The organism is Synechococcus sp. H55.11, assembly GCF_047462475.1.
Classification (GTDB): Bacteria; Cyanobacteriota; Cyanobacteriia; order Thermostichales; family Thermostichaceae; genus Thermostichus.
The window spans coordinates 10,622-24,883 of sequence record NZ_JANSJI010000123.1 but is presented as its reverse complement, the minus strand read 5'-3'; the positions used below and the strand labels follow the sequence as shown (position 1 = coordinate 24,883).

General features: G+C 60.7%; 11 protein-coding genes. 10 read left to right on the top strand and 1 reads right to left on the bottom strand.

The window, feature by feature from the left end; translation table 11 throughout:
* Positions 1–143: 143 nt before the first annotated feature.
* The gene (locus NW853_RS05400; protein ID WP_414332397.1) at positions 144–2,483 is read left to right on the top strand and encodes a transglycosylase domain-containing protein; all 2,340 of its coding nucleotides are present in this window, start codon (positions 144–146) and stop codon (positions 2,481–2,483) included.
* Positions 2,484–2,764: 281 nt separating this feature from the next.
* On the opposite strand, the gene holA is transcribed toward NW853_RS05400, so the two are convergent.
* A complete protein-coding gene (gene holA / locus NW853_RS05395; RefSeq protein WP_414332399.1) occupies positions 2,765–3,745 on the bottom strand; it encodes a DNA polymerase III subunit delta in 981 nt (326 codons plus the stop codon).
* An 858-nt stretch (positions 3,746–4,603) separates the two neighbouring features.
* On the opposite strand from holA, the gene NW853_RS05390 reads away from it, so the two are divergent.
* The 9 genes from NW853_RS05390 (at position 4,604) to NW853_RS05350 (ending at position 13,982) form a co-directional block, all read left to right on the top strand.
* Positions 4,604–5,998, top strand: coding sequence for an IctB family putative bicarbonate transporter (locus tag NW853_RS05390; protein WP_414332401.1), 1,395 nt, complete (start codon positions 4,604–4,606; stop codon positions 5,996–5,998).
* Between the two features lie 173 nt (positions 5,999–6,171).
* A complete protein-coding gene (locus NW853_RS05385) occupies positions 6,172–6,510 on the top strand; it encodes a P-II family nitrogen regulator (protein WP_011430352.1) in 339 nt (112 codons plus the stop codon).
* A gap of 134 nt (positions 6,511–6,644) precedes the next feature.
* On the top strand, positions 6,645–8,051 hold the full coding sequence (locus tag NW853_RS05380; protein WP_414332404.1) for an ammonium transporter: 1,407 nt from the start codon (positions 6,645–6,647) through the stop codon (positions 8,049–8,051).
* 123 nt (positions 8,052–8,174) lie between these two features.
* Positions 8,175–8,882: a 2-C-methyl-D-erythritol 4-phosphate cytidylyltransferase gene (ispD, locus tag NW853_RS05375; protein WP_414332454.1), complete on the top strand. Its 708-nt coding sequence runs from the start codon at positions 8,175–8,177 to the stop codon at positions 8,880–8,882.
* A 115-nt stretch (positions 8,883–8,997) separates the two neighbouring features.
* Entirely contained in the window at positions 8,998–9,804 is an 807-nt protein-coding gene (gene cobM, locus NW853_RS05370) for a precorrin-4 C(11)-methyltransferase (RefSeq protein WP_414332406.1), read from the top strand.
* 178 nt (positions 9,805–9,982) lie between these two features.
* Complete coding sequence (locus tag NW853_RS05365; protein WP_414348206.1) at positions 9,983–11,854, top strand: tetratricopeptide repeat protein; 1,872 nt, start codon at positions 9,983–9,985, stop codon at positions 11,852–11,854.
* 33 nt (positions 11,855–11,887) lie between these two features.
* Positions 11,888–13,117, top strand: coding sequence for an NAD(P)/FAD-dependent oxidoreductase (locus tag NW853_RS05360; protein WP_414348205.1), 1,230 nt, complete (start codon positions 11,888–11,890; stop codon positions 13,115–13,117).
* Between the two features lie 149 nt (positions 13,118–13,266).
* On the top strand, positions 13,267–13,755 hold the full coding sequence (gene sufU / locus NW853_RS05355; protein ID WP_414332412.1) for a Fe-S cluster assembly sulfur transfer protein SufU: 489 nt from the start codon (positions 13,267–13,269) through the stop codon (positions 13,753–13,755).
* A gap of 62 nt (positions 13,756–13,817) precedes the next feature.
* Positions 13,818–13,982 carry a hypothetical protein gene (locus NW853_RS05350; RefSeq protein WP_414348202.1) on the top strand — a complete coding sequence of 55 codons (165 nt, stop codon included), beginning with the start codon at positions 13,818–13,820 and terminating at the stop codon, positions 13,980–13,982.
* The last annotated feature ends 280 nt before the right edge of the window (positions 13,983–14,262 follow it).

Here is a 14,262-nt window from a genome sequence, read left to right as displayed (position 1 = left end):
GCCCTTCACCTTCCCCGCCCACCGTCCCCGTTGCCCAGCCCCGTCCGGCCCCTCGCTCCAGACCAGCCGCTGCCGGCCCTCGTCCCGGCCAGACCATGCAGGAGCTGCTGCGCCGTACGCGCGAACTGCGGGGAGATTGAGCCATGTCTGCTTCCGAAGACAAAAAGTCGCTGTTGAACACCGTTGTCCACTTCTTCAAAACCCTGGCAATGGGGCGGCCTTTCCCTGCTGGGCCCACTGCCCTCCTCAAGCCCCCCGACCCTCCCCCGCCCAAGCGCCCGGTGCGCCTGCGGATTACTTGGCCGGGAGAAGCTCCCCAGGTGTTTGTCCTGCAGGGATCCGACATTCTGGGTCGCAGCCAGACAGTGGCCACCATCCGCATCCCCGCCCCTGCGGTGAGCCATCTGCACGCCTGCGTTCGCCCGCGTCCGGGTTGGCGTCTGCCCGGCCTGGGGTGGCGGATCCCGTTGCCCCCGATTCTCTACTGGCTGGGGTGGAACGCCGGTCGCTACCAACTGGAAGATCAAGACTCCACCAACGGCGTCTTTCGCCTCAAGCCCTTTGGCGGCGCCGAGCGGGTGCGGCGGGTGATCCTGCGCCATGGCCAGCGACTCAGCCTTGGCCCGCCCCGGGATCCGGAGAGCGTGTTTATTCAAGTGTTGGATCCACCGCCGCCGCAGGTGTACGGGGTGCGCGGCTGCCTGATCCTGATGGCGCTCTTGGGGCTGGGGGCGAGGATTTGGATCGGCCACGAGTGGAGCAAGTTCTCAGTAGAACCGCCGCTCGCCGCCGATCGCAACCCCCTCATCGTCCTGGCCGGGGATCGGCAAACCGAACTGCGCCGCCACCAGGGGGATACCTACCGGGAGCTGCCCAACCTGGAGGCCTTCGGCCCGATTCTGCCCAAGGTGGTGGTGGCCGCCGAAGATCACCGCTTCTACTCCCACTTCGGGGTCGATCTGCTGGGCATTGGCCGCGCCTTTTGGGTCAACCTGCGCTCCGGGGAAGTGCAGCAGGGGGGCAGCTCCATCAGCCAGCAACTGGCCCGCACCGTGTTGCGCGACTACACCGGCTCAGGCAACACCTTTGGCCGCAAGCTGCGGGAGGCTGTTGCCGCCCTCAAGCTGGAGCGGCGCTACAGCAAAGACGAAATCCTCACCCTCTACCTCAACAACGTCTACCTGGGCAACGGCATCTACGGCTTTGAGACCGCCGCCCAGTTCTACTTCGGGATCCCCAGCCGCCAGCTCAGCCTTTCCGAAGCCGCCACCCTGGCCGCCATCCTGCCTGCTCCCAATGCCTTTAACCCCATCGCCAACTACGATGCCGCCGTGCGGGGCCGGGATCGGGTGTTGGATCGCCTCAGCGAGCTCCAAGTCTTCCCAGAAGAGGAGATTCGGCGGGCCCGGCGCAGCCGCCTCACCCTCAACCCCAATCTGCGCTCCCAGACCTCGACGGTTGCCCCTTACTTCTACAGCACCGTCTTCCAGGAGCTGCGGCAGCTTCTGGGCCAAGACCTCTCGGCAGAGGGCAACTTCATCATCGAGACCACACTGCATTTGCCCTACCAGCGGCTGGCGGAGCAGGCCCTGGCCCAAACGGTGCGCGAGGCGGGCTCCCGCCTGGGCTTCAGTCAGGGTGCCCTAGTCAGCCTCGACAGCCGCAACGGCGAGATCTTAGCTCTCGTGGGCGGGATCGACTACAACGCCAGCCCCTTCAACCGGGCTACCCAAGCCCAACGGCAGCCGGGATCCACCTTCAAAGTCTTCACCTACGCCGCCGCCCTCAGCCAGGGGATCCCGCTTTCGCAGGTGCTCTCCTGTGAGCCGCTTACTTGGGGCAACCTCACCTTTCAGGGCTGCCGCTCGGGAAGTGCCCCCATGGACTTGGCCCGCGGCTTGATCCTCTCCGAAAACGTAATCGCCCTGCGGCTGGCCCAACAGGTGGGGCTGGAGCAGGTGGTGGCCATGGCGCGGCAAATGGGGATCCAATCCCCCTTGCAGCCCTATCCTTCCCTGGTACTCGGCACGATGGAGGTGAACCTGCTGGAGCTGACCGCGGCCTTTGCTCCTTTGGCCAATCGCGGCCTTTGGTCCAGGCCCCACACCATCCGCCGCATCCTGGATAGCAGCGATTGCGCCAACCCCGACGACTTTCGCACCTGCCGCGAGATCTACCCAGGCCGCGAGGATCCCCGCTCGCAGCGGCTGGTTTTGTCGGCAAGCGTCGCCCAGCAGATGACCGCCGTATTGCAAGGCGTGATCCGCTCCGGCACCGGCACCGCCGCTCGCCTTGGGATCGGAGAAGCGGGCAAAACCGGCACCACCACCGCCAACAAGGATCTGCTCTTTATCGGCTACACACCCAACCCGCCTCTGGTAACCGGCATTTGGCTGGGCAATGATGACTCCAGCCCAACGCGAGGGAGTAGCGGCATCGCCGCTCAAACTTGGGGAAGTTACATGAAGCAAGTCATTCAATAGCTCGCCAAAGCCAATCAGACAACTCCACATCCCGACAACTCGACAAATAGACGCTTTGCCTCCCTCACCCCCAGCCCTCACCCCCGGCCCCTCTCCCAGAGGGAGAGGGGAGTTAGAGCGGCGCGTCCGCGACAGCGTTGCGGAGCAATAACGACGTGGAGAAACGTTTCATTGCTATTTGAAATGGCTATAAGCTGGAAAAGGCTGTAACCTAAGCCGATTAAGTCTTCGGGCTGTTGTCAGAACTGTCTCTGAAGTCCGAGTAACAGAAACGGGGAAGATCAGCAGGATTTGCGGAGAATGGTCGCGATCTGGATTAGGGCTTCTTGAAACACCTCTCGCTCTGGCTGACCTTGCTTGAGCTGGTATTCCAGTTGCAAAAGTTGCTGCATTGCCTTCAGCAGAGCTGCGCTTTCCAGGGATCCCACCTCTTTCTGTAAAAAGTAAACTCGGTTGGGGTTGGCGATCTCTGCTTTTTGGGCGATGACTTTGGGATCCCGTTCTCCCTCCTCCAGCAGCAGCCGTACCCACAGCCAGGTGCGGAATTGGCCCACCAACACTGCCAGGATCTTCAGGGCCGGCTCGTTGTGATCCAGCAGATGGGCCAGGATGGGCAGGGCCTGATCCAAGTTGCCCTGGCGCAGGGCGGCCGCCAGTTGAAAGCTGTTGTAGGCGCTGGCGGGAACCAAGGCCTCGATTTGCTCAGGGGAGATGGGATCCTCTTGAGCGGCTGTAAACAGAGCCAGCTTTTCCAATTCCATCGCCAAGCGGCGGGAGTCGTTGCCCACCGCCTCGGCCAACTTCTGGGCTGCCGCCGGGCTGAGCTTGAGATGCCGTTGCCGGGCTTCGCTGTATACCTGTCTAAGAATGCCCTCTTCATCCCAGGGAGGCAGTTGGGGAAACTCGCGGACGATGGCCACTTTCTTGAGGATTTTGGTGGATTTGAGGCGTCCGTCCGGCTTGCTGCTGCTGGTTAACAGCAAATGTGTCGTGGGGGGCAACTGGGCCAGGGTGCGCTCCACTGCTTCCCACAGCTCTTCCGGGCAATGTTGGGTGAGTGTCGTCTCCTCCAGCCAAACCAGGCGGGCGTTGGATCCCAGGGGCGGCGTCATGGCCTGGCTGAGGCCGACAAGCGTCGATTCCGGTGGCAGGCGATCGTAATTAAAAGCAGCCCAATCGGGATCCAGCACTTGATCCCGCAACTGCTGCACCGCCTGCATCAGCCGATAGGTGTCATCTCCCCAGTAAAGGTAGACGGGCATAATACCCTAGCTCCCTCATCAACGCTCTGGCTGGATCCCTGGCCAACCTGTTTGATTGAGGCGGCTGCAGATCCCAGCAAGTTGCTCAGCCTCCGCAGAGCCGCCACTGCAACTGGTCTCCAGCCCTTTTCCGTGGTTTCTCTAGGCGTTATTTTACGTAAATCAACGCGCATGCTCCCGCCCTTTGTCCGGGATCCCCCAGAAAAAACCGGGCCAGGTTCAAGCCTCTTCCCTCTCTCTGAAAAAAGGTGCCAGCTTTGCATGATCTTTGATTTGGCCCTAGCTTGGCAAATTCTGTGTTCCCACTGAAGAAAGATCATCAATCTTCTCCTAGATTGAGCTTAGGGATAGGCATCGGGAGGGGGTCGCGAACGATGGACACCATTGGCGAACTGGAGTTCAAGGTACAGGTTCTGGCTCGCTGCCTGGGATCTGCTTTGGGTTTAGGCCGTCCTACCCGTGTTCAGATTCATTATTGCGATCCTCAAACCTTGAATGCAGACAAATCGGGATCGGTGATTTCTCCTTTCAATTCCCAAGAAGTTAAGGGATCTCAGTTTCGCCCGTTGGCCTCGGTTGCCTAAGTGATGTTTCGAGCTTGGTCTCGATAAGGCTATCAAAATCTCTGGATACCTCTCGGCCAAAAAGAGACGGGTGGGCAGTTTAATGGGGGGATAATTCCCCCCAAAGTTGTTTCGTCTTGGGCTGCCTCTAAAACAACCAGTCCTGAAGCTAAGCCCAGGAAGAAAAGATTAGCCTTCTAGAAAGGGGATCCCTCTTGCCTTCCCGCCCTTGCTCCTGTCCGCTGGGGATATAAACTCGGAAGATGAGCTGAAGCCTAGGGTGTTGGAAGGAGTCATGCAACGAGCAACGCAAGCATGGCGCGGCCTGCTGCTGCGGGATTTCTCTATCGAGTCCTGGTGGCAGGGCAGCCTTTTGAGCCGAGTGTCGGGATCCCTGCGGCAGTGGGGCAAAAGCAGCCGGCTCGTCCAAACCTTGGATTGGATCGGTTTGGGCCTGGTGCTGCTCTACTGGTTTTTTTCGGCCCAAAGCTCCACCGGCATCCTAGGTCTGATTTTGCTGGCTATGGCGGCGCTTGTGGTCTTGGGCTGGCTGGTGGAAACCCCGAATTGGCTGCCCGTCCATCTGCCCCTAGGCCTGTTTTGGGGCATAGCCACCCTGGCCACAATCCTGTCGCCGGTTCCCTATGCAGCGCGGGACGGCTGGCTGAAGTTGACGCTCTACCTGGCCGGCTATCTGCTGCTGCAGCGTCTGCTTCGCCAACTGCAGTTCCGGGATTGGATCGTCGGATCCCTGCTCTTGGTCAGCTTGGGGATGGGGGTCTATGGCCTGCGGCAATACTTTTACGGGGCTGCCGAGCTAGCCACCTGGGTGGATCCGGAATCGGGCTTGGCAGGCCTGACGCGGGTGTACAGCTTTCTGCGCAACCCCAATTTGTATGGGGGCTACCTGGTTCCGCTCCTCCCTCTGGGGCTGGCTGCCATTTGCATCTGGCCGGGCTGGGGGATCAAGCTCTTGGTTGGGTTTACAACCGCCGTCAACTTCATCTGCCTGATGCTGACCTACAGCCGCGGCGCCTGGATTGGCGGCCTAGCAGCGCTGGGAATGATGGCGGTGCTGCTGGCGCAATGGCAAACCCCCCACTTGCCAGCCCGTTGGCGACGTTGGACGCTGCCGGCTCTGTTGGGAGGGGGGGCAGCCACGTTGTTGCTTGCGATCGTAACAGTACGCCCCCTGCGGCTGCGGGCTCAGAGCCTCTTTTGGGGACGGCTGGACACCAGCAACAATTTTCGCCTCAACGTCTGGGCCGCCGCGCTGGACATGATCCGCGACTTTCCCATCTTGGGGATCGGCCCCGGCAATGTCGCCTTCAACCGCGTCTATCCCCTCTACCAGCGGGGCAACTTCAGCGCCCTTGGGGCCTACTCGGTGCCGCTGCAACTCGCCGTGGAGACAGGCTTCATCGGATCCCTGGCTTTTGCCTGGTTTTTGCTGGTGCTCTGGGATCACGGCTGGAGAGGCTGGAACACTTTGCTCAGCTCCCGGGATCCCGAGGGCCTGTGGGTGGCAGCAGGCTTAGCGGCTTGCACGGGCATGATGGCCCACGGCCTGGTGGACACCATCTGGTACCGTCCCCAGGTACAAATGCTGTGGTGGCTGGCGGTGGCCCTCGTCACAGCCAGTCTGGGTTCTCCTCGATCCTCAACGGCCGCTGAAAGACCCAGCTCGTGAGATGCCGGCGCGGACTTCTTAGAGTGGCCCGGGCTTGGCCTTCTGGTCTTGACGAGAGCAAATCTAGAGTGGTAGGCATTCTCAGTAGAGGAACGAAAATGTATCTAGATTTACAATTTGCAGGTTTTAGTAGTGTTAGAAATTAGCGGAATTGCTGGGGATATGGGAGGCCAATGAAAAAGATCGAAGCTGTAATTCGGCCCTTCAAGCTAGATGAGGTGAAAATTGCCCTGGTCAACGCCGGCATCGTCGGCATGACGGTGAGCGAAGTGCGGGGTTTTGGTCGACAAAAGGGACAGACCGAGCGCTATCGGGGATCCGAGTACACGGTAGAGTTCCTGCAAAAACTGAAGGTGGAGATCGTGGTCGAAGATGACCTGGTGGATACGGTGGTCGAGAAGCTGATCGCGGCGGCTCGCACCGGCGAAATCGGGGACGGCAAGATTTTCATCAGCCCTGTCGAGAAAACCATTCGCATCCGCACCGGCGAACTCAACCAGGACGCCCTGTAGAGAAGGTGAAGGTCTTGGAGCCTGGGTAGCTCGACCCGAGTCCCAGGCTGGCTTGCAGTGGGCAAATGAGGGATTTTTGCCCTATCTACTAGTGCGTTGTGAAAAGTACCGTCACTTTAGGTAAGTCGAAAAGCATGTCTACAACGATGATCCAAAAGCATAAGAACCCGCTACCTCAGCGGCTTGGGCGACTGGCCAAGTGGAGTCTAACTGCTGCTCTGACGATTTCGCTGGTTTTCCTATTGGGCCAGGGGAGTGCCTTCGCCCAGGACGCGGAAGTCGTACAGGAACATGCTGACATTGTCTGGACGCTGGTGGGGGCAGCCTTGGTGTTCTTCATGCAGGCGGGGTTCGCCATGGTGGAGACGGGCTTTACCCGCGCCAAAAATGCCGCCAACATCATGATGAAAAACCTGATGGACTTTTGCATGGGCTGTTGCGCCTTTTGGTTCATCGGGTTTGGCCTGATGTTTGGAGAAAATACTGGCTTCTTTGGCAGGAGCTGGTTTGCTTTCAGTTGGCAGCAAGCCCACGAAGCAGGGGATTGGCCCTTCACCTTCTTTGTCTTCCAGATGGTGTTTGCCGCCACCGCTGCCACCATTGTTTCCGGGGCCATGGCGGAGCGCACCAAGTTCGTGGCCTACCTCATCTACTCTGTCGTCATCTCTGGGCTGATCTACCCCATCTCGGGGGGCTGGGCCTGGAATGGTCTCTTCGGCGACTACAACGGTGGCACTAGCGGCTGGCTGGAAAATCTGGGCTTCATCGACTTTGCCGGTTCGGGCGTAGTGCATTTGGTGGGGGGCGCTTCCGCCTTGGCCGGGGCCATGGTGCTTGGCCCTCGCATCGGCAAGTACGGCCCCAACGGCGAGCCGCGGGCGATTCCCGGCCACAACCTGCCCCTGGGGATGCTGGGAGTGTTTATCCTCACCTTGGGTTGGATTGGGTTCAACGCCGGCTCGACCACAGCCGCCAGCCCCGATATCGGCTGGATTGCCATGAACACGCTGCTGGCAGCTTCGGCAGGGGCCATTGGGGCGATGATCACCTGCTGGGCGCATTTTGGCAAGCCGGATATGACCTTTGCCGCCAACGGGGTGCTGGCCGGCTTGGTAGGGATCACCGCTCCTTGCAACACTGTCCACCCTCTGGGAGCTTTGATCATCGGTTCGGTGGCCGGGATCCTGGTGGTCATCTCGGCGGTGATTCTGGATACGGTGCTGAAGATTGACGACCCGGTGGGCGCCGTTTCGGTACACGGCACCTGCGGTATTTGGGGGGTGTTGGCAGCAGGGATCCCTTGGTTTGCCCACGCCGATTCAGGGGTGACCTGGGCGCAATTTGGGGTACAAGTTGTGGGCGCTCTAGCCTATTTCTTCTGGCCTTTCCTCACCTGCTTGATCCTGTTTTTGATCCTCAAGGCAACCGTTGGCCTGCGCACCAGTGCCGAAGAGGAGCTGGCCGGCTTGGATGTGGGCGAGCATGGTAACGTGGCCTACCCGGATTTTGTGATTGCTTCTGCCGAGTTGGATCAACCTTGAGGCGGCACCCCGGCTCTGAAGGGGATCCAGCGGCACCAATCGCCACTGTCAACGATGAGGAGGGCCAAGCCTGGCCCTCCCTGGCTGTAAACTGGGATGCGGTTGGATGCACTTTTGGATCCCATGCACCTGTTGATCCCGGCGGCTGGCAGTGGCAAGCGAATGGGGGCGGCGGTCAACAAGCTGTTGTTGCCGCTTTTGGGCCAGCCCATCTTGGCTTGGACGTTGCAGGCGGCGGATCGGGCCGGTTCCATCGAGTGGATCGGCATTCTCTCCCAGCCCGGCGATTGGCCGGCCATGGAGCAGATCCTGGCGTCCATCGAGCTGTCCACGCCGGTGCAGCTTCTGCAAGGAGGGGCGACGCGGCAGGAGTCGGTTTACAGGGGGGTGGAGTATCTCTATGGGCTGGGAACGGTGGAGCGGGTGCTGATCCACGATGGAGCCCGCTGCTTGGCCACCCCTGAATTGTTCGATCGCTGCAGCGCCGCCTTGGAGCAAGTGGACGGCTTGATTGCCGCGATCCCTGTCAAAGACACGATTAAAGTGACCGCAAGCGGCCCCAAGGGGATCCAAATCCAATCGACACCGGAGCGCAGCCGGCTGTGGGCAGCCCAAACGCCCCAGGGCTTTCGCCTGTCGTTGCTGTGGCAAGCCCATCGGGAGGCACTGGCCCAGGGGTGGCAGGTAACCGATGACGCAGCCCTATTCGAGAAGCTGGGTTGGTCGGTCTATATCGTGGAAGGTGAGGAGTCTAACCTGAAGTTAACCACCCCCTGGGATCTGGTGCTGGCCGAGCAAATTCTACAGCAGCGCCTCGAGCTGGCGCGTTAGCTTAATCCCTTACTCTCTGTCGCCCTCACCCCCAACCCCTCTCCCAAAAGGAGAGGGGAGTTTTGGGGGATCGGCTGCTGTTAGGATGCAGGCTGCTGGGGCGAGAGGAGAGCAGATGAGCGAGGAGACTTCGTCCTACTGGCCTGTGCACATTGTCGGCGCCGGCCCCGGGGATCCCGAGCTGATTACCCTGCGGGGCCAGAGAGTACTCGCGGAAGCAGATGTAGTATTCTACACAGGCTCTTTGGTGCCGGAGGGGCTGCTGACCCATTGTCGCCCTGGGGTGGAGGCCATCGATACACGCGCTTTCACCTTGGAAACGCTGCTGCCCCAGATGGTGGAGCGGGTCAAGGCAGGGCTGCGGGTGGTGCGGCTGCAGGATGGGGATCCGTCTCTTTACGGTGCTCTGCACGAGTTGCTGATTCGGCTGGCGGAGGCCGGGATCCCCTTTGAGATCGTGCCGGGGGTGAGCGCCTTTCAACTGGCAGCCGCCCGTCTGCAGGTGGAGCTAACGGTGCCGGAGCTGGTGCAGACGATTATCCTCACCCGCGCCAGCGGTCGGACGCGCGTGCCGGCAGCGGAAGCCCTGGCCAGCCTGGCGGCCCACCGCGCCTCTTTGTGTCTCTACCTGAGCGCCCGCCATGTGGAACAGGCCCAGGCGGATCTCCTGACCCACTATCCCGCCGATACCCCTGTGGCCATTTGCTACCGTCTGGGCTGGCCGGACGAGCGGATCTGGCTGGGATCCCTGGCGGAGATGGCGGCCCTCACCCGGCAAGCCAGCCTGGAACGCACCGTGCTCTACCTCATCAGTCCCGCCCTACGGGGCTTGGCAGGAGCCGGCTCGGCCCGCTCGCGGCTCTACAGCCCTGACCACGCCCACCTCTTCCGCCCCAAAATTGGCCGGCGGGCCCATTTGTAACAGACTCTTTCAGTATATTGACGGATGACGGCAGGCTGAACATAATGACGATGAGGCAGCAAGATGAGGTCAAATACTTTGGCTTCTGGCTGCAGGGCGCCCATCTTTGCCAAAAGAAGTGGATCCCTTTTGGGGTTGTTGCAAGACTTTTTTTCTCCCTCTTTCTAGCCTTATGCTTATGGATGACTCATCTGCTGCTCGCAGCGTGGAAACCTTGATCGCGGCTTTGCAGAAGGCCCTTGCTCCCCTGCCAAGCCGTTCAGCGCTGAAACAAGATGTCCTTTACCTGATGGTGGAGCTCCCACGGCAGGGATTGTTCAGCCGCTCTATGGTGTTGCAGGGGGTTGCCGGCCAATTGGGGGGCGCGCCGGTGCAGGGAGTCAGCCAACTGGTGGTGTACGGTCGGCTGCAGGGAGAAACGCAGCCGCAGTGGAAAAAAGTCTTCTATTTGTCTTCTGGGAAGAGCAGTGCCGACGCCACGCAGATTGTATTGCCGGACGCTAAGATTTCCGAGATCAAGGTGCTGGATGCCCAAAAACCTGTTGTGGATCCCGATGGCAGCTCTGATTTTCGCAAAGTTAAAACTCTAGAGGCGCCGGTTCCCAAAACCCAGAAAGAGCGACGCTCAGAGCCTGACCCAAGTCAGTCTCCTGCTGCTCATGCCTCTGCACAGGCCCAAGCTGGGATCCCGACCTCTCCGCCCACGACTGCCCCTGCTCGCCCCAGTTCTCCCATCAGCCTTCCGGTCAACGTTCAGGCGCTTGGCCAGCAGTTGCACCAACCTACCCTACGACCCTTCCTGGGGGGAGCCCTGGCTTTGTCTCTCCTGCTGGGGGCCGGGTTGGTGGTGCATTCTTTCCGGCAGCCCGACGTCCCTGCCCGGGCCAGATCGCTGGGAGTAGGGATCCCTCTGTTGCTCCTGGCTGCAGGGGGGGGCTGGCTGGGGTGGAAAGGCCGGCGTGCTGTCAACACCTTTAAGCGAGAGGGATCCTCTGATCCTTTGGCAGAAGGTTTGTCCTTTTTACAGGCCAATCAAGTTCCTGAGGCAGTGGAGCGGTTTCAGGAGGCCCTGTCCCTCACCCAGGGATCTGCTCGAGTCGAGATCCATAGCCTGCTCAGCCAAGCCTGGGTCGAGAAAGGCAACTGGGCAGAAGCCTTGGCCCAGCAACAAAAGGCCCTTGAGTTGGATCCCCACTTCAGCCAGGCCCACCTCCGTATTGCTCAAATTCGCCTCAAGTTGGGGCAATGGGACGAGGCGATCGATTCCTGTTGGTCTGCTTTGGAATTGAACGATCGCCTGGGCCTGGCCCACCACCTGATGGGACAAGCGCTGATGCGCAAGGGCCAGTTAAAGGCGGCAATAGCAGCTTTTCAAACCGCCCTCAATCTCGATCTGGATCCCGACTTGGCCGCTGCTGTGCGGGTGGATCTGGGCTTGGCCATCGTTCATGCGGGGCGTCTGGCCCAAGCCGGCCAGGAGTTCAGCCAGGTGCTCCTCTCCGGCAGCTCCTCCAAGCTCCAGCAGGGCCGCGCCTACTACGGGCTGGGCTTGGTCTTAGCGGCCCAGGAGCAGCACAGCGAAGCCATCAAAAGCTACCAGCGAGCCCTGGGGCTAGTGCCCAGCTTGCCTGAGGCGGTTGCTGCCATCGGCTTGTCCTATTTGGGTCAAAAACACCGCGACGCCTCCGGGCGCAAGTTTGTCTGGCCCCAGCAGGTGCAAGAGGCTGTGCAGCAGTTTGAACAAGCGTTAAGAGAAGACCCAGATTTGCCCGAAGCCCACTTTGGCTTGGGGGAAGTGGCCCGTATCAAGGGGGATCTGAGCTCGGCGGTGTCCAGCTATCAACGGGCGATGCGCAGCAACGGCAGCTACGGCATGGCCCACTATCGCGTGGGATCCGTCTTGGCCCGCCAAGGCAAGCTGGAGCAGGCCATCGATCACTTTCGCTCGGCTTTGGAAATTTCTCCCAACTTCCCCGAAGCCAGAGGGAGCCTGCAGCGGCTTCTCTCCAAGCAGATGGAAGAGGTGCATACCGACCTACTGCCCGTGTAAAGATGGGAGCTGATCGACGCTGAGGGATCCCGGTTGCCGCCCGACAAGATGCGCGCCCGCCTGCGAGAGGTTGCCGCTCCAGCCATGAAGGGATCCCTGCCCACCGTGATCTTGGCCGGATGTGGCTATGGGGCCATCGACGCCTTGCGGGCCCTCAAAGGGCAAGCGCGGGTGATCGCCATCAATCCCCGCCCCTACATCGTCAACTCGGGCATGTCCACGCGGCTGCTGAGCGGTCGGTTTTCCCTGGATCTGGTGCGGATCCCGCTGCTGGAGCACGTTCAAGCCAATGGCGCCCAGTTTCTGCAAGGACGAGTAACCCACATTCACCCGCAGGCGCAAACCCTGACCCTGGAAGGCGCAGGCGGGATCCAAACCCTTGCCTACGATTACCTGTTGGTGAATGTGGGGCGGGAGCTGCGTCCCATCAACGGGATGCAACATGCCTTCGCCATTCGACCGGCAGAGCAACTGGTGGCCGCCCAAACCTGGATCCGGCAGTGCTGGCAGCGGGCGGCCCAGGGAGATCCGACGCCGGGCCTGCTGACCTTTGTGGTGGTGGGGGGAGGTTGCACCGGCACAGAGCTGATGGGAGAGCTGTACGACCTCTGCCGCGAGATGAGCGCAGCAACGGGGATCCCTTTGGCGCGGGCCCGCCTGCTCCTGATCCATGGCCAGGCCCATCTGGTCGAGGGCTTCTCAGAACGCTTCCGCCAGGAGGTGGAAAGGGAGATCCGCCGCTTGGGGGTAGAGATCTGGGCGGAGCGCCGGGTAAAAGCCTTCGGGCCACAGCAAGTTTGGCTAGAGGATGGCAGCGAGCTGGTGGCCCAGACCCGCCTATGGGCGGGTGGGTTGCAGGCGCCCGCCTGGCTGAGAAGCTGCGGCCTGCCGCTGGGGCCGACGGGATCCCTGCTGGTGGATGAGTGCCTGCGGGTGCAGGGGGCAGAGCGCATCTTGGCCTTAGGGGACTGCGCCGACTTTGTCTGGGGATCCCGTCTCTTGCCCAAGATCGGCGTGTACGCGGTGCGCCAGGGGCCGATTGCAGCACAAAACCTGCTGCGGCTCATCCGCGGCCAACCCCTGCTTCCCTACCGACCCCAGGCCACTGTGTTTGTCTGCGTTACGGTGGGAAACCGGGTTGCCGTCGCCGAGAAGGGCAGGTGGGTCTGGCGCGGCTACCTGGCCACGCTGCTGAAAAACCTGTTCGATTGGCTCTACATGCGCCAACGCAAGCCCGTGCGCTGGCAGGCGTTTTTCTACTAAATCTCTACAGAGAACGGGGTTAAGATTAAGTTACAGATTGGCCGGAATGGGCTAGCTTCCTCGGCTTCTCGATCTCGACCCTATCGCCCTTCAACCCTCAAAAGCTCTTGACGCTCTCCGGCCCAAGCAGCGACCAAGCGGGAACAACAATGCCTCTCGATAACCTGCGCGGACTCTATCAGCAAGTCATTCTGGAGCGGTACAAAAAGCCCCGCAACTTCGGCAAAGTGGATCCGGTTCATCGCCACCAACGCGGCCACAACCCTTCCTGTGGCGACACCATCGACCTCACCTTGCAACTGGATCCGGATCAAGAGCGAATTGTCGATATCAAATTCGAGGGCGAAGGCTGCGCTATTGCCCTGGCCTCTGCCGATCTCATGGCTGACGCCGTGCGGGGGCGCACCATCCCCGAAGCGTTGCAGTTGGTGGATCACTTCCAAGCCATGATGCGCGGCGGCGCTGAGTTTCCGCGGGAGCAGCGGGCCTTGAACGCCATGAAGGGAGTTGCCCAATTTCCGGTGCGCATCAAGTGCGCCAACCTGGCCTGGCATGCCCTCAAACACGCGCTGGAATCGCCCGAACCCAGTGGATCCCCGGACAACCCAGATTTTGTGAGCAACGAAAACACCGACTAGGTTTCGCCCTCTGGGGGCAACGTAGGGGATCCCTGTAATCCAGACAACTCCGAGGATCAGGGATGCCAGGATGCCTCTTTGGCTCGGCTGGGAGCCAATGGCCTCAGCAGCAAGCCCTTCAACGCCGCCACTCTGGCCGCCGCAATCGCGGCTCTGCTGAGCTGGGATCCCTGAACCTGCCCCCCCAGATCCGTAGGATCCCCGCCGCTATCCGCCAAATGGCGTAGAAAAATCCTATAAATCGCGTACGTAGATCCTCGGTGTTTTACGTTTTTTTACGGATATCCAGGCTATAATGGGAACGTGAACGTTGGAAATACGGAGGAAACGCAGATGCAAGCTGGTGTCGATCTAACGCTAGACTACCGTACTTACCGCATAGCGGCCCTGTTGAGCGAGAGCTTTTCTTTGGGAGCACTGCTGGGAGTATCCCTCAAGTGGCAGGGTGAGGCCTCTTCTGAGGACGAGCCGCGGGCCGGAGTTTCCCGCCTCTCGCTGGAGCAGATT

Coding starts and splice junctions, on each gene's coding strand:
- NW853_RS05365 (WP_414348206.1), top strand. CDS start 9,983: ATGGATGACTCATCTGCTGCTCGCAGCGTGGAAACCTTGATCGCGGCT.
- NW853_RS05385 (WP_011430352.1), top strand. CDS start 6,172: ATGAAAAAGATCGAAGCTGTAATTCGGCCCTTCAAGCTAGATGAGGTG.
- NW853_RS05380 (WP_414332404.1), top strand. CDS start 6,645: ATGTCTACAACGATGATCCAAAAGCATAAGAACCCGCTACCTCAGCGG.
- ispD (WP_414332454.1), top strand. CDS start 8,175: ATGCACCTGTTGATCCCGGCGGCTGGCAGTGGCAAGCGAATGGGGGCG.
- sufU (WP_414332412.1), top strand. CDS start 13,267: ATGCCTCTCGATAACCTGCGCGGACTCTATCAGCAAGTCATTCTGGAG.
- cobM (WP_414332406.1), top strand. CDS start 8,998: ATGAGCGAGGAGACTTCGTCCTACTGGCCTGTGCACATTGTCGGCGCC.
- NW853_RS05400 (WP_414332397.1), top strand. CDS start 144: ATGTCTGCTTCCGAAGACAAAAAGTCGCTGTTGAACACCGTTGTCCAC.
- NW853_RS05350 (WP_414348202.1), top strand. CDS start 13,818: ATGCCAGGATGCCTCTTTGGCTCGGCTGGGAGCCAATGGCCTCAGCAG.
- holA (WP_414332399.1), bottom strand. CDS start 3,745: ATGCCCGTCTACCTTTACTGGGGAGATGACACCTATCGGCTGATGCAG.
- NW853_RS05390 (WP_414332401.1), top strand. CDS start 4,604: ATGCAACGAGCAACGCAAGCATGGCGCGGCCTGCTGCTGCGGGATTTC.